The organism is Paenibacillus sp. ov031, assembly GCF_900143165.1.
Classification (GTDB): domain Bacteria; phylum Bacillota; class Bacilli; order Paenibacillales; family Paenibacillaceae; genus Paenibacillus; species Paenibacillus marchantiae.
This window is the reverse complement of the sequence record NZ_FRDO01000003.1, coordinates 276,011-294,785: the sequence shown is the minus strand read 5'-3', so window position 1 is coordinate 294,785 and position 18,775 is coordinate 276,011. Positions and strand designations below refer to the sequence as shown.

At 49.1% G+C, this 18,775-nt stretch carries 16 protein-coding genes; 12 read left to right on the top strand and 4 right to left on the bottom strand.

Annotation, left to right across the window (positions count from 1 at the left end; all coding sequences use genetic code 11):
* Nucleotides 1-48 precede the first annotated feature (48 nt).
* The 9 genes from BUA17_RS15000 to BUA17_RS14960 all read left to right on the top strand — a co-directional run bounded on the left by BUA17_RS15000 (nt 49) and on the right by BUA17_RS14960 (nt 12,501).
* Nucleotides 49-2,976, top strand: coding sequence for an extracellular solute-binding protein (locus tag BUA17_RS15000; protein ID WP_072734092.1), 2,928 nt, complete (start codon nt 49-51; stop codon nt 2,974-2,976).
* Nucleotides 2,977-3,051: 75 nt separating this feature from the next.
* The gene (locus tag BUA17_RS14995) at nt 3,052-3,963 is read left to right on the top strand and encodes a carbohydrate ABC transporter permease (RefSeq protein WP_064641001.1); all 912 of its coding nucleotides are present in this window, start codon (nt 3,052-3,054) and stop codon (nt 3,961-3,963) included.
* Nucleotides 3,964-3,965: 2 nt separating this feature from the next.
* Nucleotides 3,966-4,829, top strand: a complete 864-nt coding sequence (locus tag BUA17_RS14990) for a carbohydrate ABC transporter permease (protein ID WP_064639582.1) — start codon at nt 3,966-3,968, stop codon at nt 4,827-4,829.
* 11 nt (nt 4,830-4,840) lie between these two features.
* Nucleotides 4,841-6,307, top strand: a complete 1,467-nt coding sequence (locus tag BUA17_RS14985; RefSeq protein WP_072734091.1) for an NHL repeat-containing protein — start codon at nt 4,841-4,843, stop codon at nt 6,305-6,307.
* On the top strand, nt 6,288-6,908 hold the full coding sequence (locus BUA17_RS14980) for a YIP1 family protein (protein ID WP_072734090.1): 621 nt from the start codon (nt 6,288-6,290) through the stop codon (nt 6,906-6,908). The genes BUA17_RS14985 and BUA17_RS14980 overlap by 20 nt, the downstream gene beginning before the upstream one ends.
* 14 nt (nt 6,909-6,922) lie before the next feature.
* On the top strand, nt 6,923-9,508 hold the full coding sequence (locus BUA17_RS14975; protein ID WP_072734089.1) for a DUF5696 domain-containing protein: 2,586 nt from the start codon (nt 6,923-6,925) through the stop codon (nt 9,506-9,508).
* The gene (locus tag BUA17_RS14970; protein WP_064639573.1) at nt 9,505-10,404 is read left to right on the top strand and encodes a carbohydrate ABC transporter permease; all 900 of its coding nucleotides are present in this window, start codon (nt 9,505-9,507) and stop codon (nt 10,402-10,404) included. Before BUA17_RS14975 ends, BUA17_RS14970 begins: the two co-directional genes overlap by 4 nt.
* A gap of 32 nt (nt 10,405-10,436) precedes the next feature.
* A complete protein-coding gene (locus tag BUA17_RS14965) occupies nt 10,437-11,447 on the top strand; it encodes a carbohydrate ABC transporter permease (RefSeq protein ID WP_079696486.1) in 1,011 nt (336 codons plus the stop codon).
* Nucleotides 11,448-11,538: 91 nt separating this feature from the next.
* A complete protein-coding gene (locus BUA17_RS14960; RefSeq protein ID WP_072734088.1) occupies nt 11,539-12,501 on the top strand; it encodes a glycosyl hydrolase in 963 nt (320 codons plus the stop codon).
* Between the two features lie 136 nt (nt 12,502-12,637).
* On the opposite strand, the gene BUA17_RS14955 is transcribed toward BUA17_RS14960, so the two are convergent.
* Nucleotides 12,638-12,937 (bottom strand): SunI/YnzG family protein, encoded by a 300-nt coding sequence (locus BUA17_RS14955; RefSeq protein ID WP_072734087.1) that lies wholly within the window; start codon nt 12,935-12,937, stop codon nt 12,638-12,640.
* A 249-nt stretch (nt 12,938-13,186) separates the two neighbouring features.
* Here BUA17_RS14955 and BUA17_RS14950 point away from each other — a divergent pair, with 249 nt between their 5' ends.
* Together BUA17_RS14950 and BUA17_RS14945 are read left to right on the top strand one after the other, a co-directional pair.
* The gene (locus BUA17_RS14950) at nt 13,187-13,732 is read left to right on the top strand and encodes a hypothetical protein (RefSeq protein WP_072734086.1); all 546 of its coding nucleotides are present in this window, start codon (nt 13,187-13,189) and stop codon (nt 13,730-13,732) included.
* A gap of 149 nt (nt 13,733-13,881) precedes the next feature.
* The gene (locus tag BUA17_RS14945) at nt 13,882-14,916 is read left to right on the top strand and encodes a formylglycine-generating enzyme family protein (protein WP_083584720.1); all 1,035 of its coding nucleotides are present in this window, start codon (nt 13,882-13,884) and stop codon (nt 14,914-14,916) included.
* Between the two features lie 36 nt (nt 14,917-14,952).
* Here BUA17_RS14945 and BUA17_RS14940 read toward each other — a convergent pair whose 3' ends face one another.
* From BUA17_RS14940 to BUA17_RS14930, 3 genes are all read right to left on the bottom strand, one after another.
* Complete coding sequence (locus tag BUA17_RS14940) at nt 14,953-16,059, bottom strand: MFS transporter (RefSeq protein WP_072734084.1); 1,107 nt, start codon at nt 16,057-16,059, stop codon at nt 14,953-14,955.
* Between the two features lie 88 nt (nt 16,060-16,147).
* Nucleotides 16,148-16,678: a TetR/AcrR family transcriptional regulator gene (locus tag BUA17_RS14935; RefSeq protein ID WP_072734083.1), complete on the bottom strand. Its 531-nt coding sequence runs from the start codon at nt 16,676-16,678 to the stop codon at nt 16,148-16,150.
* A 76-nt stretch (nt 16,679-16,754) separates the two neighbouring features.
* A complete protein-coding gene (locus tag BUA17_RS14930) occupies nt 16,755-17,525 on the bottom strand; it encodes a DeoR/GlpR family DNA-binding transcription regulator (RefSeq protein WP_072734082.1) in 771 nt (256 codons plus the stop codon).
* Nucleotides 17,526-17,784: 259 nt separating this feature from the next.
* Between BUA17_RS14930 and BUA17_RS14925 the strand changes: the two genes are divergently transcribed.
* Nucleotides 17,785-18,750 (top strand): metallophosphoesterase family protein, encoded by a 966-nt coding sequence (locus BUA17_RS14925; protein WP_072734081.1) that lies wholly within the window; start codon nt 17,785-17,787, stop codon nt 18,748-18,750.
* Nucleotides 18,751-18,775 lie beyond the last annotated feature (25 nt).

Genomic DNA, 18,775 nt, shown 5'->3' with positions numbered 1-18,775 from the left:
ACCATTTAAGCATTGCTGGCATCAGCCTTGATGAGGAGGGCTCGTAGGATGGCTGGAATTCTACAACGAAAGAAATGGATCCTGCCCATAGTCATTGCAGCAGCGGCAGCCTGCGTCATACTTTTGCTTACTTCCGGTGCAGGTGTAAAGAGTGCAGTTGTGCCTTCTGGCAGTTTGCCTGCCATTGAGGTGGATGCCATCTTGCAGCAGACGAGGCAGAAGAACGGATATGAACAATATTTGTCCCAGGCAGGTGAGGCCTCAAGACCGAATGTGGATATGACCATCGAAGCAGGAGACTACATACGGGCAGAGGGTGAAGAGGTACGCAAGCTGAATGATTATGAGGGCAAGCCAGGTGTATCGCTTCATACTGGGGAGACAGGCGAGATCGACTGGGTAGTTGAAGTACCGGAAACCGGGCTGTACAACCTCTCTGCTGTCTATTTTCCCGTAGAAGGAAAGAGTTCGGCCATTGAGCGTGCATTGTACATTGATGGTGAACTTCCGTTTGCGGAAGCCGCCTATTTGCAGTTTGACCGGGTATGGGGCAATGAGAAACAGGCTGTTGAACAGGATAATCAGGGCAATGATCTTCGCCCAAAACAAGTGGAGAAGCCCCGCTGGATGGAGGAAACATTTCAGGATTCGGACGGGTATGAACAGGCTCCATTCAAATTCTATCTGGAAAAGGGAAGGCACACGTTAACGCTAAAATCCTCTCGCGAACCCATAGTAATTCGATCCATACGGCTATTCAATGAGAAGCCAGCCGTTCCTTATGCGGAAACCGCAGGGGCCGAGCATACGGATGCTTCTGGTCAGCCTAAGGATGTGCTCATCCGAATTGAAGGGGAAGCGGCTGTTGCCAAATCTTCACCTACGTTATATCCAACCAGTGAAAGATCAAGTTCAGCCGTATCTCCGTACAGCGCTTCCCAGGTGCGTATTAATACGATTGGTGGTTTTAACTGGCGTCTGCCAGGACAGTGGATCGAATGGGAAGTGGATGTGCCGGAGAGTGGACTTTATCATATCGGTTTTACCGCTCAGCAAAATTTTGTCAAAGGCATCTATTCCACACGCAAGCTGACCATTGATGGCGAGATTCCGTTTGCAGAGATGACGAAGGCGCCGTTCCGTTACCAAAGCGATTATCGCATTGATGTGCTGGGCGGCGAGGAAGCTTACAAGTTCCAGTTGGATAAAGGCAGACATGTCATTCGTCTGGAGAACAGCCTGGGCGACTTCGCACCACTTATTCGCAATGTGGAGGACAGCCTGTACAACCTGAACTCCATGTACCGGAGAATTCTGATGATTACAGGCACCAAGCCGGATGAATTCCGGGATTATCGGGTGGAGAAGCAGATCCCGAATCTGCTGGAGGTGTTTAGCGGAGAAAGCAAACGTCTGAAGGAAGTTGCAAGGCAACTTCGTCTTCTGTCAGGCCAGTCCAGCGATCAGGAAGCGTTGATCAAAACGATGGCCCAACAGCTGGATGAGATGATCGATAAGCCGGATACCATTCCAAGAAGACTTGCCGCTTACAAAACGAACACGGGCGGACTGGGGACTTGGGTGCAGCAGGCTCGCGAGCAACCGCTTGAGATTGATGCCCTCTATGTAGCTTCATTAGACAGCAGCATTCCCGGAAAGGGTATGGGTCCGCTGGCGAAGCTTGGTCATGAAGCGAAGACATTCTATCATTCGTTCTTCATTGATTATAACCAGATCGGGAACGTAGCCACATCAGAGGATCAGCGCACGGTGACGGTCTGGATCGGCAGTGGCCGTGATCAGGCGAACACGATGAAAGCGATGATTGATGAGACATTCACACCGGAGAGCGGCATCAACGTCAATTTGAAGCTGGTCAACATGGGTACGCTGTTGCCAGCCACCTTGTCGGGTGAAGGACCTGATGTAGCGATGCAGATCGGCAATGATCTGCCGGTGAACTTTGCGATGCGGAACTCGGCGGTGGATCTCACCCAGTTCAGTGACTATACCACGGTAGAACAGGAGTTTAGAGACAGTGCCATCGTACCGTACGCCTATGATTCAGGCGTGTACGCCCTGCCGGAGACACAGACCTTTAATATGTTGTTTTATCGAAAAGATGTGCTTGCAGAGCTGGGGCTTGAAGTTCCTCAAACGTGGGATGATGTCGAGAGCCTGCTGGCGATTCTGAGTAAAAATCATATGGAATTTGGCATGCCGGTGGTGGCCCAAGCCAACATTCAGGGGGTCAATATCCCGCCTAACTCGCAGTATGCCACAATGCTGCTGCAGAACGGAGGCTCCTTCTATCGGAATGACGGCAAGGAATCGGATCTGGACTCGCGCATCGGTATTGAGACCTTTAAGAAGTGGACAGAGTTTTATACCGATTACAAGCTGGAGCGGGAGTATGACTTTGCCAACCGTTTCCGGACCGGACAGATGCCGATTGGTCTGACGGATTACACGATGTATAACCAGTTGTCTGTATTTGCACCGGAGATCCGTGGATTATGGGGATTTGTTCCGGTTCCGGGGACTGTGCAGCCGGATGGAACATTGAATCGGGACGTTCCGGGTGGCGGCAGCGCGGTCATGATGCTGGAGAGCGCCAAGGACCAAGAGGCCGCGTGGGAGTTCATGAAATGGTGGACCAGTACACCGGTTCAGGCTGAGTTTGGCCGCGAGATGGAAGGGCTGATGGGTGCGGCTGCGCGTTATCCGACAGCCAACATCAAGGCACTCGATTCACTTCCGTGGCCTGCTGAGGATTATGCGAATCTGAAAGCACAATTCGAGACGGTAAAGGGCATTCCCGAGGTGCCTGGCGGTTATTTTACCGGACGCCATCTGTTCAATGCATTTTACAAGACGGTTGTTGGCCAAGTGGAAGCCAGGGAATCCATCATGGATTACACCCAGTATATTCAGGACGAGATTCGAGTCAAGCGTAATGAATTTGGTCTTCCGTAAGTAGAGGGAGGGTTAACAGTGTCACAAATATCACTCCGAGACGGACAAAACAGTCCTCCTGAGAAAACACCAGGCATGGGCATGAAATCATGGTGGTCCTGGAAGCTCAAGGAAATGAAGGCCAGCAAACATTCCTATGTACTGCTAGCTCCTTATATGATCCTATTCATCATGTTCACTGTGATTCCGGTGGTCATTTCCATCATACTCAGCTTCACTTATTTCAACATGTTGGAGTTTCCGCGTTTTATTGGCTGGCAGAACTATACCCGGCTGTTTCTGGAGGATGACGTATTTCTGATTGCTATCAAAAATACGTTGCTGTTTGCCATTATTACCGGACCCATCAGCTATATTGCCTGTTTCGTATTTGCGTGGATCATTAATGAATTAACACCCAAATGGAGAGCGTTCATGACGCTGATTTTCTATGCGCCATCCATATCGGGGAACGTCTATTTTATCTGGCTGATGATTTTCTCGGGGGATCGCTACGGTATAGCCAATGGACTGCTGATCAAATGGGGATTTCTGCTGGAGCCAATCCAGTGGTTGAAAACGGAAGCCTATATTATGCCAATCCTCATTCTGGTGCAATTGTGGCTCAGTCTTGGCACAGGCTTTCTGGCGTTTATCGCCGGTTTGCAGACCGTAGACCGGACGTTATATGAAGCAGGTGCGGTAGATGGAATCAAAAATCGCTGGCAGGAGCTCTGGTATATTACCCTGCCTTCGATGCGCCCGCAATTGATGTTCGGTGCGGTCATTCAACTTACGACCTCATTCGCGGTGGCGGATGTGTCCATTGCGCTGGCGGGGTTCCCAAGTGTGAACTATGCGGCGGAGACGGTGGTGACCCATTTGATCGACTTTGGTACAACGCGGTTTGAGATGGGATACGCCTCGGCGATTGCAACCGTGCTGTTCATGATTATGGTGGGCACCAACCTGCTGGTACAGAAACTGCTTCGAAGGGTGGGAGAATAGCTATGGCTGCAATTGCGACAGGCAAAAAGAGGGTCAACCGCTCTTTATCAGGAAGCATCTCCCTGTTTGCCCTTCTGCTCGTATTTGGTGCTTTCATGGTGCTGCCGCTGATCTATGCGATCAATAATGCGTTCAAACCGCTGGATGAGATTTTTACTTTTCCACCCACACTATTTGTCAAAAATCCAACGTTCAGCAACTTTACGGATCTGCTGAATCTGCTGAGTGACTCGTGGGTTCCGTTCTCACGATATATATTCAACACGGTATTTATTACGGGCATTGGCATCGTGGGCCATGTACTGCTCGCTTCGGCAGCGGCGTACCCACTCGCCAAGCACAAATTTCCGGGCAAAGTGTTCATGTTCCAGGTTGTTGTGCTTTCCCTGATGTTCACACCTGCCGTGACGGCCATTCCCAACTATATGATCATGTCATGGCTGGGTTGGATTGATACGTATTGGGCCGTCATTATTCCGGCATTTGCCTATTCATTGGGTCTGTATCTGATGAAGCAGTTCATGGAGCAGATCCCGGATGCGTTGCTGGAAGCAGCCAAAATTGACGGTGCCAGTGAATACCGGATTTTCTGGTCCATTGTCATGCCCAATGTAAAGCCAGCCTGGCTCACATTGATCATTTTGCTGTTCCAGATGCTGTGGGGCAGTGATGGCAATGGGTACATCTACAGTGAACAGCTCAAGACCTTGCACTATGCGGCGGGTCAGATCATTCAGGGCGGGATATCCCGGGCCGGGGCAGGTGCTGCGGTAGCACTTATTTTGATGAGTGTGCCCATTACGCTATTCATTTTCTCCCAGAGCCGCATCATTGAGACGATGGCGAGTTCGGGCATGAAGGAATAAGGGGGAACGATATGGCACGCACAGTGAAAAGATGGCTTGTTCTCCTGGCGGCAGTATCGCTGCTGCTGGTGAATGCCGTGCCTGCGGCGGCCTCCCCGGCGCCGTATGAGAGTTATAACTACAACTACTGGAAAGAGGCCGTTCCTTCACCGGATGCCTATCTGCCCAAGCAAACCATCTCGGGCAGCGACCTGGGCATTGGCGAATTCAAAGACCCCGGTGATGTAAACGTTTCTCCCTCCGGGCAGATTTATATTTTGGACAGTGGCAACAGCCGAATTGTTGTCCTGGACGCGGATTATAAGCTGCTGCGGGTGATCGAAGGATTTATGATGGACGGCAGCAAGGAGAGTTTTAATACGCCAGGTGGATTATTCGTGGATGAAGAGGATCGAGTATACATCGCTGATACGGGGAACAGCCGTGTAGTTGTCCTGGATGCGGAAGGTCAGCTGGTCCATACGATTACGAAGCCGGAGTCCGATATCCTCGCGACCAATTTTCAGTTCCAACCGCTGAAATTGACTGTGGATCGGGTAGGCCGCGTGTATGTGGTGGCTCAGGGTGTTTACGAAGGAATTATGCAGTTTGACGAGCACGGTCAATTCATTGGATACGTCGGTACGAACAAGGTGGAACGCGACTACGGCGAATACATTTGGCGGATGCTCTCAACCAAAGCCCAGCGGGCGCAGATGGTTTTGTTTGTACCGACCGAGTTTTCCAATGTCGATATCGACACCAAAGGGTTCGTATATGCGACTAATATCGACCCGGGTTCCAGCGAACCGATTAAACGTCTCAATCCATCTGGCGAGGATGTGCTAAAGAGATTTGGTTATTTTGAAGTCAAAGGAGATATCAGATTCCGCAATAACCCGGGCCCGTCCAAGCTGATTGATGTGAAGGTACTGGGCAACGGTATGTACAGTGTGCTGGATGCGACGCAGAACCGGGTGTTTACTTACGATGATGAAGGTCATCTGCTCTACGTATATGGAGGCAAAGGCAATCAGGTGGGAACGCTCAAAACACCAGTCGCCATGGAACAGTCCGGGGATCATCAATTAGTGCTGGATCGGGGAAAAAGCAATCTGGTTATCTATGAGCCAACACGGTTTGGAGCCAGCGTGAACCAGGCGGTTGCCCTTCATTATCAGGGTGAGGATACGGAGGCTGTTCATATCTGGAAAGAAGTGCTGAAGCTTAACGCCAACTATGATATCGCCTATATCGGTATCGGCAAGTCCTTGCTGATGGAGAAGAAAAACGAGGAAGCTCTGGGTTACTTCGAACTGGGAATGGATCGCAAAAGTTATTCTGTCGCGTTCAAAAGATATCGGCGAGAGATGATGAAGGAACATTTCGGCACCTTTCTGACACTTGCCATCGCACTGATTTTCATTCTGATCCTGGTCCGAGTGGCGGTTAAATGGAGACGGAGGAGGCAGATTGACCGTGAAGCAGGATTACATTAAGTTTCCGCTGCATCTCATTTTTCACCCCATTGATGCATTCTGGGATATCAAGTCGGATCAGCGGGGCAGGTTGACCGTTGCTTTTGGAGCACTGGCGCTTACCATTATCATGATGATTTTGCAAAAACAATACGCGGGGTTTCTTGTGAATTACATCGATCCTCGCACAATCAACAGCATAGGGGAGATCGCAACGGTTGCAGTACCGTTCTTTCTTTGGTGCATAGCCAACTGGGCGGTAACCACCCTGATGGAAGGTGAAGGAAAGTTCAGGGAGATTTTTCTGGCAACAGGATACTCGCTTATTCCGATTATTTTGATCTATGTCCCGATGATTATCATTAGCCGGTTTATGGTACAGGAAGAGACGGCTTTTTATTATTTATTTAATAGCATCGCGTTCTTCTGGTTCGTGCTGCTGCTCTTCATTGGCACGATGACGGTACACCAGTACACCGTGATCAAAACGATCCTGACGATGCTGCTGACGTTAATTGTCATGGGCATAATCGTGTTCCTCGGAGCATTGGTGTTCAGCATGTTGCAGCAGTTATATGAATTCGGTTACAACATCTACCTCGAGTTGATTTTTCGGACCTAAAGGAGGCGGCATCCGTGAACAAAAGGCAACGAATATATACGGTGCTGGCCAGTGGTGCTGCTGTGATCCTGCTTACAGCCGGACTGCTGTATATCAATAACAGGGGAGTTCCAGCCGTGGAGGCAACGACTTTTCTTGAAGCAACAACAGAGGCTATGCCAACCGAGACGGAATCATTGCAATTCCTTACCGATTCCTCGCAGGGGGTGCCGGGTATGCAACTGGTCGCCGAGGATCAGGGACTGGCGCTTTATTACAACGAGGAGACGACGGAAATTGCCGTTCGTGATGGAGCGAGTGGACAGATCTGGTACAGCAATCCGAACGAACGTAATCAGGATGGCCTGGCTTCCGCTTATGAAAAGGAAGTGTTGTCCTCCCAGCTGAACGTGTCATTTCGGGATGCGATCGGTACACTGGAGAACTTTCCGAACTTTAGCTCCAGCATCAGCAACAAACAGTTCGCAGCTGCCAATGTGGATCAGGGCATTCGTGTTACATACACGCTTGGGGATACCTCGCTAGGCATTGATGCTCTGCCCAAACTGATAAGCAAACAGCGTCTGGAGGAGAAGGTACTTTCGAAACTGGATGCCACAGTCGCAAGATATACATCTGCCCGCTACTATCCAACCAAGAACAATCCGGATGTGCTGGAACGGTTGGATGGACAGATATCAAAGCAGCTTGTACTGAACAAGATGCTGGATGCCTTTGAGACGGCGGGTTACACCGCTGAAGATCTTGCTTTTGACAATGAGGAGAATGGAGTCGAAGGCGGGGGCACATCGGATAAACCAAGCTTCGTCATTCCGGTGGAATATCGGCTGGATCAAGGTTCGCTGGTTGTAACCGTGCCGCTAAGTCAGGTGAAAGAGAGCGGTCAATACCGTATTCGTAATATCGATCTGCTCGCTTATTTTGGTGCCGCCGATACGAAAGGTGAAGGTTATATGTTTGTACCTGACGGATCAGGTAGTCTGATCCATCTGAATAACGGAAAGGTCAAAGAGGAGCAGTACGTACAACGTGTGTATGGTGCAGATCCGAATGACAATTCACTCAGTCGCCCGCAGGTTAGTGAATCTGTCCATATGCCTGTCTTTGGTTTGAAGAACGGTGAACATGCCTGGTTTGCCGTGATTGAAAAAGGGGATGGCATGGCCAGTATCTCTGCGGACATTGGAGGCAGGCAAAATAGCTATAACCACGTCTACGGCACGTTCTCCCTGCGGGGTGAGGATGAGTTGGAGATGTATACCTCGCAAAAGATGCAGGAGATTCAGCTACTAAGCGAGGAACCATTCCGCGGGGATATTCAGGTGCGCTACCATTTCCTTAATGGTAAGGATGCCAGCTATTCCGGGATGGCCCGTTTGTATCAGCAGCAATTGGTTGGGCAGAACGTACTGAAACCGCTGGAGGACGATTCAGCCTTGCCTTTTTACGTGGATGTGTTAGGTGCAGTGGACAAAAAAGCTTCATTCCTGGGTGTACCTTATCGGACCACATTGGCTATGACGACATATGAACAAGCGGCTGAAATGGCTGCGAAGCTGCAGCAGGAAGGTGTGAACCGCGTGCAGATGCGGTATCAGGGATGGTTTGGCGGAGGTTTCAGCCACCATACACCGACACAGGTCAAGCTGGACAGTGAAGTGGGCAGTCGTTCCGAGTTGCATGATCTGTCTGAACAACTGAAGCAGTCCGGTGGAGCGTTATTCCCTGATGTGGCGTTCCAGCGTATTTACCACGACGATTGGAACTTTGCCCCATCCTCCGATGCAGCGCGATTTGTCACCAAGGAGACGGCTGAACTGTATCCATACAGTCCTGCCCTCAACCGGATGGATCAGAGCAAAGACAGTTATTATCTGTTGTCGGCCGCCAAGCTGCCGTATGTGGTGAGCGAGTTTGCCGGGAAAATCAACAAATTGGAACTCAGCGCATTATCGCTGCGTGATCTCGGGCAGGTATTGAGCTCGGATTATCGGGATAGTCGTGTCATCCACCGGGAGACCGCGAAGAACATCGTGAAGGAGCAGCTGGGCAAGCTGCAGCAGGAATATCCAAACATGATGTTATCATCCGCTAATGCGTATGCGTGGGGATATACGCAGCATATTGTTAATGCTCCCTCAGGCTCCAGCCGGTTCAACATTACCGATGAGGAAGTTCCTTTTTATGAGATGGTCATTCATGGATATATGGACTACGCTGCTTCCGCAATGAATACGTCAGGGGATCAGGATCTGCGCAAACAGCTGCTCCGCAGTCTGGAGCTGGGATCAGCTCCGCAGTTTCAATGGACGTATGAACCATCGTCCAAGCTGAAGCTGACCAGTTATGATTCGGCTTATGCCACTGACTTTGCCTATTGGGTAGATGACGCAGCAGCCTTATACAAGGAAGCGAATGAGGTATTAGGTCATTTGCGGAACCAGCCAATAACCGAGCATGAACGAGTTCAGGATGGCGTGGTGCGTGTCACATATAGTGGCGATGCAACGATTTTGGTGAATTATACGGCTGATCCGGTAACGATTGATGGAATTACCGTTGGCGGGGCGGACTATGCAGTGGAAGGAGTGAACCGATGAGAACCCTTCGTTTATCCTTGAAATCACGGAGAGCGCTGCTTGGCCTTGCGTTTATTTCGCCCTGGTTGATTGGTTTCATCTTCTTGTTCGCTACGCCGCTGCTGCAATCGATCCGGTTCAGTTTGAGCAATCTGTCGGTTGCCCCAGGAGGCTATGTACTGGATTTTGTCGGTTTGAAAAATTTCAAAGATGCCATCCTGGTCGATGCAACATTCAACCGGATTCTGGTGGATTCGGTCGGAGCGATGCTGCTGAATGTGCCGATGATTCTATTCTTCAGTTTATTTACGGCGACACTGCTTAACCAGAAATTCAAGGGCAGAACGATGGCACGTGCGATCTTCTTCCTGCCGGTCATTCTGGCCTCCAGTGCGGTGGCGGCGGCCGAGTCCGCAGGTCTGATCAATCTGATGGGAGACATCAGTGCAGTGGATACGTCGGCGGAGGGGGGAGCTTCGTTCAACGTCGTTTCAATCGTGCGAATGCTGAATGATGTGGGGCTGCCAATGGCATATGTCGATTACATCGTTGAAGCCATCATGCGCATTTACGATATTGTCAGCAGCTCTGGGGTACAGATTTTAATCTTCCTCGCTGCGCTGCAATCGGTACCCGGCTCGATGTATGAAGTGGCCAAAATTGAAGGTGCAACGGCCTATGAATCCTTCTGGAAAATTACGTTTCCGATGGTGAGTCCATTGATCCTGACGAATGTCATCTATACGATTATTGATTCCTTTGCAGGCAGCCCGGTGACGGAGGCCATCTACCAGACGGCATTTAAAACCCAGAACTTCGGCCTGAGCTCAGCCATGTCCTGGCTGTATACGCTGGTCATCGGTCTGGTATTGGTTGTTGTGGGATGGGTACTATCACGACGGGTTCATTACAACTGAAAGCTAACGAACGTTGAAGGAGGCATGAGACTATGGCTGTGTCGGGAACGGATCGCATGGTGGTGGTTCCGAAAGAGAACTACCGCATGCAGAGGGTACGAAACAAGACATCGGACCTCCTGTATTCCATCTTCAGATATGCATTGATTATTGGTATTTCATTTATTATTTTGTATCCATTGTTTCTTAAAATCTCGGTTGCGTTCAAAGATAAACAGGATATCTATAATCCGACCATCTATATGATTCCCCAGCATTTTACGCTGGATAATATCAAGCTTGCGGCGCAGGTGATGGATTATTTACCTTTGCTGGCGAATACGTTGTTGTTCGTCACGATTACAACGCTGCTCACAGCGATATCCTGTGCGTTAGCCGGGTACGGCTTCGCCCGCTTTTCTTTTCCCGGCAGCAATGTGCTGTTTGTATTAGTCATCCTCACTATTTTAGTACCGACAAGCACCCTGATGGTGCCGATGTATCTGCATTTCCGCAACTTTGATTTTCTCGGCATGATTCGGCTGTTCACGGGGCGAGAAGGGATCAACCTGCTGAATACATACTGGCCGTCGATGATTACTGCGGCTACGGCTGGTGGGCTGAAGGCGGGGCTGTTCATTTATATTTTCCGCCAGTTCTTCAAGGGCATGCCCAAGGAAATTGAAGAAGCTGCACTGATTGATGGAGCGGGCGGATTTCGGACATTTGCCCGAATTATGCTGCCGAACGCCATTTCGCCGCTGATCACAGTCATTCTGTTCTCGTTTGTCTGGCAGTACAACGATACGTTCTATTCCGCGCTATTCATGAGTGAAAGCCCGCTTATCTCGCTGAAGGTGGCTTCATTGCCTGCCCAGGCGAACCAGTTAATTCCCCAATTGATGGGTTTTGGTTCGAACTCGGGCATGAAGGCAGACCCTAATTATGTTGCCATGATCGTGGATACAGGCATTCTGCTGGCGATTGCACCGCTCATTATTTTGTATTTGTTTGTACAACGCTATTTCGTCGAGAGTATTGAACGTTCAGGTGTAGTTGGTTAACCGGGTTTGGAGTAGTCGTATAGGATGCGTAATTCGGGTGTTTTTGATATTTGGGTCGCTATGTGCCCTGCATGGGAATGGGGGATTATCAATGACGGAGCAAAAGATAAGCAGTAATTTAGTGAATAAAGATGCGACTTCCGAGGCTAGAGAACTGATGAAGTATTTGGCGGAGCGTTATGGAAAAGGGGTACTGTCAGGTCAACAGGATTACGGCAATCTGAACTGGATTAATGAGAATACAGGCCGCAAGCCGGCGGTAATTGGATTCGATCTCATGGATTATTCTCCATCAAGGACAGAACGCGGCGCGATCTCTCAGGAGATTCGGGATGCGATTGCATGGCATCAGCAAGGCGGAATTGTGACATTATGTTGGCACTGGAATGCACCTGCTAATCTGATCAATGAACCCGGTAAAGAATGGTGGCGCGGCTTCTATACGGATGCCACCACCTACGATCTCGCGTCAGCGCTGGCTCACCCTGAATCGGAAGAGTATACCTTATTGATCCGGGATATCGATGCAATTGCAGTACATCTGCAAGAACTCAAGGAGGCTGGGGTGCCAGTGTTATTCCGGCCGCTTCATGAAGCGGAAGGAGGCTGGTTCTGGTGGGGAGCCAAAGGACCTGAACCTGCCAAACAGTTATATCGCCTAATGTATGATCAATTGGTCAACAAGTATGAGCTGGGTAATCTGATCTGGGTGTGGAACTCGGAAAAGCCGGATTGGTATCCGGGTGACGATGTGGTGGACATTGTGAGTGTGGATGTGTATCCAGAAGCAGGCGATCACAGCCCATTAGCTAAGCGTTATGAAAATCTGCGTGAACTGGTGAATGACAGCAAAATCATTGCCTTAGCCGAGAACGGCTCCATTCCAGATCCAAAGCAGATGAAAGAGCAAGGTGTACATTGGAGCTGGTTTTGTACCTGGACGGGAGAATTCCTACAGGGTGGTAATCATAATACCGTGGCGTATTTGAAGGAAGTATATAATAGTGAAGAAGTCATTACGCTGGATCAATTACCGAAGTGGAGTTGGAGATAGGGATATCATTTGAACTTCTACCGACGTGAAAAAAAAGGGGACTGTTCCACAAGTCATGAACATGACGGTGGACGCCCCTTGTTCGCGTTAATTTGGCCTGCCTTGAGAATCGGACCTTTAAGGTGCGCTAGATTCGTTAGCACGTTGCAAGTTTGACGCATTCCGCTTCACCTGAATTATTGGATAGCATGGCACTGATTTTTGGAAATAAAGTCTCACTGGAAGTGAACAGGATATAGTGTTGATTGGTTGTACGGATTAGAATTGTTTCGGAAGAGCCATACGCTGCGCCGATTCGAACGGCTGAAGGCTCACTTCCACCATATGTATCATCAAGGGTAACTGTTTTAATATCTGAGATGGGAATTTCTATTTTGGAAAGCTGCCAACGGATGATGAGTTGATTCTCTACTTGCTGTACTTTTATGCCTAACATACACACAACCTCCTCCCTTTAAGCTTGTTGAAGATAAATGCCCTTTTATTAGTTTATCACTTATTGGACGGAGAGTGCTGGATCATCCTGGAGAAGCGAAGCAGCGATCGGAAGATGGTACTGTAATTGAAATGGCATAGTGTACCAGAGGAAATGGTTTGCTACAGTTATTTCCATACATGTTGGCGTGATGTACACTATGACTAACGAAAACGGGGGACGAAGAGATGTACATGGAGGTGGTGCCGTATGACAGATCTGAAAGCGTATCATTATTTTGAAAAAAGGGTTGGACCATTCCGCAATCTCTCCAGTTTGTCCGAGCAGGATGCAGAAGCCGTTGCGCAGCATATCAGGCAGGGAGGCCGGAATTTTGCCAGTCAGCGATCAGCAGATTACATGATGATTCGAAGAGAACTTGAGCGGAAAGCGTACGAGCAGTTTATCTCCAAAGGTGGGAAACCGACCAACCGTTATCCTCACTATATGACCCTGGGTGCATGCGCGTGGTTGGAATCTTGGTATACCGAACCGGATTGGGTCACGATCTCATGGGAGAATCTGCCTGCTGATTCCGTAAGTTTTACCTACGGCGATTTGTTTCCAACGATGCGTTATATCGATGATAAACCTTATCGTAAGCAGGTCTACACGAAAGATGAAATACTGGACATTATTCAATCCTATGGCTGGCCTCAGGAATGGAATCAACAGGGTGATCTCGGACCGGAGCGTTATATCGAAGTACAGGTGTGGAACGAGAGAATTATCAGACCATATCGTTACCTTGATTGATATGCGAAATGGATGAAGAAATTCAGTTGAATGGACTGTTCAAAAAAGTAGGAGCAGGAATGATAACACCACCGTATCCGAATATTCGTCCTGCCGTGTACAATAGGGGGAAAAAGTCTTAAACCTAACCATAGAAGGGGATGCTTGAGATGCATGATCGGCTGCCAAAGAAACCTTCTTCCTGCTGCTGCGCTGCAAGTCGGAGCGGCAAGCTCGAGGAAAAGAGTTTGCCAGAGGAAACGGCTGCATCGGTAGAGGCTGTTGAGGACAAGCCATCAAGTCATACCAGTTATTCAGCTGACTTCACAATAGCTCTAACCAATAGAGCAGAGAAGAAAGAAAGCATTCGTATTGAAGGTGGACGTTTCCTGATGGGCACGAATGACCCTGAAGCTTTTGCAGCGGATGGAGAAGGCCCCGTCAGAGAAGTTCAGGTGAACTCCTTTTATCTGGATGCCTGTACGGTAACCAATGCGGAATTTGCACAGTTTGTTCGTGAGACGGGGTATAGGACTGAGGCGGAGCGGTTTGGCTGGTCTTTTGTTTTTCATCTGTTCGTTTCTCCGCAAACGGCGACTCAAGTTCGAACCGTGGTACAACAGACACCCTGGTGGTGGGTTGTTGAAGGTGCAGACTGGGCTCATCCCGAAGGACTCGATTCTAATATAAAAGATCGCTCTGATCATCCCGTTCTTCATATCTCATGGAATGATGCCAATGCCTATTGCCGCTGGGCGGGTAAACGTCTGCCTACAGAAACCGAATGGGAATATGCAGCCCGGGGTGGCCTAATTCAGAAAAAATATCCTTGGGGCGATACGTTAAGGCCGGATGGACAGCACTATTGCAACATCTGGCAGGGTGTATTTCCGGCGAAAAATAATGCAGCCGACGGTTATGCAGGCACCGCTCCATCTCAATCGTTTCCTCCCAATGCATACGGACTTTATAATATGTCAGGCAATGTATGGGAGTGGTGCGCAGACAACTACGTTACGGATCACGAGAAGGCTGCGGATGCTGCCACGGAATTATCTCCTCATGAAGACCGCAAGGTGTTAAAAGGCGGTTCCTACCTATGCCACCGTTCCTACTGCAATCGCTATAGAGTGGCGGCCAGAATCCCCAACACGCCTGATACATCTACTGGGCATATTGGTTTCAGATGCGCAGCGGATGTATAGTCTGTTGGTTTGCTTGTTTGTAGGATAAGGGTCTGGCTATTTCACCCGAATAAGTAATCCGAACAGACCCAGTACAGCAAAGACCAGAAATGCTGTCGTGTTGGAGAACATCTCAATGGTGTACCCCGCTATCGATGAACCTATGAACTGCCCCGCACCGAGCGCGAGAAAAGCAAGGCTGATTCCGATGGACGTATTTGGGCGAAATAACCTGGTCGCCCACACGATGAATACACTGGTCAGAAATATATAGGTACTGCCAAACATAACAGCTGAGACCAGGCTGGCGGCCATCGATGGAAGAAGGATAACGCCAAGTGAAACAGACAAGAGTAGAAGGCCTATCCGATAGGACCATCCAATTCCGATGCGTTCAATAATCCGTCCAGCACACCCACCGAGAATCCCCATAATCCCCATCACAATCCAGAACAGTACGGCTTCCGAATCGGAGGCCCCTTTTTCGTCGGTGAGGAAGTTTCGGGCAAAGGTCCAATAGATCGCAGAACTGATACCTGTCAGAAGGGAAGCCATGAGCAGAGCCACACCGGGTCTGGTCGGCTTCATGCATGCCCAGAGGGACTTGGTACAAGGCTCTGTTTTGCGTGGGGAAAGAACACGTCTATTCCATAACACTACTACAACACCCAGAACAGCAAAGAAGATGTAAGTAAAACGCCAATACTCGGTGAACAGCCAGTAGATCGGACCGGATACGATAATGCCAAAGCTGGTACCTGTGTTAATCCAGCTATTCCCCCTGGCTTGCTGCTCAGGTGCAAGCTCAGCGTAGACGGTGTTACCCAATGCAGGAGAGGCCAAGCCTGTACTTAATCCGGCAAGAAATACACCTAGTGTGAGAACAAACGCGTTTGGAGACAAGGCTATGCCCAATAAACCGAGCACAGCACTAACGCCCGCTATTTGAATGACATGATAGTGCCCAATGCGATTAATTAACAGTGGGGCACTAAGTAGAGACAGACAGTACGCAATGTAGGTTGCGGAATTGATTGCTCCGGATTGGGCATCGTCCAGTTGGAGTGCTTCCGAGATTTCCGGCATAAACAGCCCATAGCTGAATCTCCCGAATGCATAACATACAGCGATAAGGGCAATCCCTGGGAAAATAATTTTTTTCATCAAATCCACCGCCTTTTAGATAGAACGATCATTATATTTTCTTTAAAATAAAAAAGTGAGTTGAACTACTAACTCACCCGGTGTGGGACTACTTGAAACTATTCTTCGTCATGTCAATGAGTTCCCGGCAGACGCTATTTACATTTTCTGTCTCAGCGAGTGCAGTAGAACCCTCCAGCAACAGGCTAAATTGCAACACTGCACGGTCACTTGCGGCAGGATCAAGATTTTTAATCAAGGTCATCACATGTTTCTTATGTGCGTTGACAGTTTGTACAATGACGTTGTCTGGATCTCCGCCAAATTCCTCCTTGGCACGCAAAAACAAGCATCCTCTCGACTCATGCTCCATCAACCAGCGTGCATGTCCTTCCGCCAGATTGAGGAATACGGGTTGCGCTTTGTTGTCGGCATACTGCCGCAACTGTTCCAGATAGCGCTGTTCGCGCCGCCGAAGTACTTCAACAATGAGATCATCCTTGGAGTTGAAGTGATTATATAACGTCATGATGGCAATCCCGGCATCTGTGATGATTCGCTTCAAGCCGATAGAATGAAAGCCGTGCAGGTAGAATAATTCCTCAGCCACGTTCAACAGCATTTCCTTTTTGCTGCTCATAAGAAGCGATACGCTCCTTTCAGAATAAGATAGAACGATCATTATACTTCTAAAATATAGAAAATGGCTCACATTGTCAAATGCTGTGAACCATTTCGATTTCCATTTGGTGAAGAGCATCTATCCATTCTGTGGGACATCCAGAATCTGTGATCACCATGGATATTTGATTTATAGGTGCAATCTGGGCGAAGGTTGAACGTCCAAACTTGGTATGATCTGCTACCAAAATGGCTTCCTCCGCACGCTCCATCATTTTGCGGGAGATGAGTGCCTCTTCCAGCACATAATCTGTGATCCCATCCGTTAACGAAACGCCGCCTGCTGAGATGAATGCCTTGTTGACTTTGAATTGACTGAGCAATTCATGAGCAATGGGTCCAGTAGAGGCTTGTACGACCGGGGTGACTTCTCCTCCAGCGAAAATGATTTTGCCTGCAAACTCCTCTAGCGCACAGGTAAGAATGGGGACGGAGTTGGTTATGATGGTCACCTGAGACCGATGTCGCAGCTGCCGCATAATCTCCAGCGTTGTTGTACCATTGTCCAGCATTATGGTCTCTCCATCCTCAATCAGAGAGGCGGCTGCCACGCCAATGGCCTGCTTTTCGTTCAGTTGAAGCTGCGCACGCTTTTGAAAAGGGGCTTCGATCATGCCTGAGCGTACACGTACAGCGCCTCCGTATACTTTGCGCAATTCGCCTTCCTTTTCAAGTCGGTCCAGATCCCGCCGAATCGTCTCCGTAGACACCTGAAACAGATCCGCCAGAACCTGTACCTGAACCTTGCCCTGGGTAGCAAGCTGGTTAAGAATGGTGTGTCTGCGTTCTTCATACGTTAAAGACATGTTTGTGCCTCCTGAAGTTTCGATCTAAGTTCTATTTATTTTAGAGTTGTGAGATAGTGTGGATTGTTGTTGTTTTAATAGTTTAAGTTGGAGAGAAGACCTTGTCAATTTTGAAATGTAATGAGGAGTATATTCTGTTCTTAATATGTATTGACAGTAATATGATGTGACGATAAGATCATATGAAACAACGTAAAACCACAACAAACAACATTTAAATATTAATCCATAGTACATGGATCATCAGGGAGGAAAAAGGGTGAAACGTCAGCTTGCTTTTCAAGCAAATGGAGCATTCAAAATCGTGCAGTTTACAGATCTACACTGGAAAGATGGGCGACCTGAAGATCTTCGGACCAGGCAATTAATGAAAACGGTCATTGAAGCGGAACAACCCGATCTGGTTGTCTTTACAGGCGATGTCATCTACACGGGACCAGTCGATCCTGGCAATAAGGAATGTGAACACCCGGAGCAGGCATTCCGGGATGCTGTGTCGGTAGTGGAAGAGCGTGGTATTCCGTGGGCTTTTGTGTATGGCAACCATGATACAGAGAATCGGATTACCCCCGATGCATTAATGGATGTGATTCAGGAGCATGCGCATACCGTGACGGAATCTGGACCGCGTGAGATTGCGGGACTAGGCAATTACACATTGGAGATTGCCGGAGCGGATGGCCGTCCGGGGGCAGTGTTGTATTTACTCGATTCGGGGAACTATTCCCAGTTCGAGTCCATTCCCGGTTATGGCTGGATTCAGCCTAATCAGATCCAGTGGCTGATGTCTGAATCCACACGCGTCAATCCCGGCCGCAGCCGCGGGGAGAAGCTCCCAGCCTTGGCGTTTTTCCATATCCCGATTCCTGAATATCAGTCCATGTGGGACACACAGATCTGTTACGGCAGCAAATATGAACCTGTCTGCTCTGCCCAAGTGAACTCGGGTCTGTTCTCTGCACTGCTGGAGATGGGCGATGTGATGGGGACCTTTTGCGGACATGATCATGTGAATGATTTTCAGGGGACTTACCACGGCATTCGTCTCTGCTACGGGCGTTCGAGTGGACACAGTACATATGGAAGGGAAGGCATGCTGCGCGGAGGACGGGTCATTCAATTGCAGGCGGGACAACGCAGCTTTGATACCTGGATTCGTCTGGAAGACGGATCGGTCGTGAAGGAACAGCCAGAACATCAACCTGAGAGCACTTCGGCACATTAGAGAATATAGAAGAGCAAGGCATTAG

What these genes read in the sequence shown, in the direction of transcription:
- BUA17_RS15000 (WP_072734092.1), top strand. Translation starts at nt 49, where the DNA reads ATGGCTGGAATTCTACAACGAAAGAAATGGATCCTGCCCATAGTCATT.
- BUA17_RS14995 (WP_064641001.1), top strand. Translation starts at nt 3,052, where the DNA reads ATGGGCATGAAATCATGGTGGTCCTGGAAGCTCAAGGAAATGAAGGCC.
- BUA17_RS14990 (WP_064639582.1), top strand. Translation starts at nt 3,966, where the DNA reads ATGGCTGCAATTGCGACAGGCAAAAAGAGGGTCAACCGCTCTTTATCA.
- BUA17_RS14985 (WP_072734091.1), top strand. Translation starts at nt 4,841, where the DNA reads ATGGCACGCACAGTGAAAAGATGGCTTGTTCTCCTGGCGGCAGTATCG.
- BUA17_RS14970 (WP_064639573.1), top strand. Translation starts at nt 9,505, where the DNA reads ATGAGAACCCTTCGTTTATCCTTGAAATCACGGAGAGCGCTGCTTGGC.
- BUA17_RS14965 (WP_079696486.1), top strand. Translation starts at nt 10,437, where the DNA reads ATGGCTGTGTCGGGAACGGATCGCATGGTGGTGGTTCCGAAAGAGAAC.
- BUA17_RS14960 (WP_072734088.1), top strand. Translation starts at nt 11,539, where the DNA reads ATGACGGAGCAAAAGATAAGCAGTAATTTAGTGAATAAAGATGCGACT.
- BUA17_RS14955 (WP_072734087.1), bottom strand. Translation starts at nt 12,937, where the DNA reads ATGTTAGGCATAAAAGTACAGCAAGTAGAGAATCAACTCATCATCCGT.
- BUA17_RS14950 (WP_072734086.1), top strand. Translation starts at nt 13,187, where the DNA reads ATGACAGATCTGAAAGCGTATCATTATTTTGAAAAAAGGGTTGGACCA.
- BUA17_RS14945 (WP_083584720.1), top strand. Translation starts at nt 13,882, where the DNA reads ATGCATGATCGGCTGCCAAAGAAACCTTCTTCCTGCTGCTGCGCTGCA.
- BUA17_RS14940 (WP_072734084.1), bottom strand. Translation starts at nt 16,059, where the DNA reads ATGAAAAAAATTATTTTCCCAGGGATTGCCCTTATCGCTGTATGTTAT.
- BUA17_RS14935 (WP_072734083.1), bottom strand. Translation starts at nt 16,678, where the DNA reads ATGAGCAGCAAAAAGGAAATGCTGTTGAACGTGGCTGAGGAATTATTC.
- BUA17_RS14930 (WP_072734082.1), bottom strand. Translation starts at nt 17,525, where the DNA reads ATGTCTTTAACGTATGAAGAACGCAGACACACCATTCTTAACCAGCTT.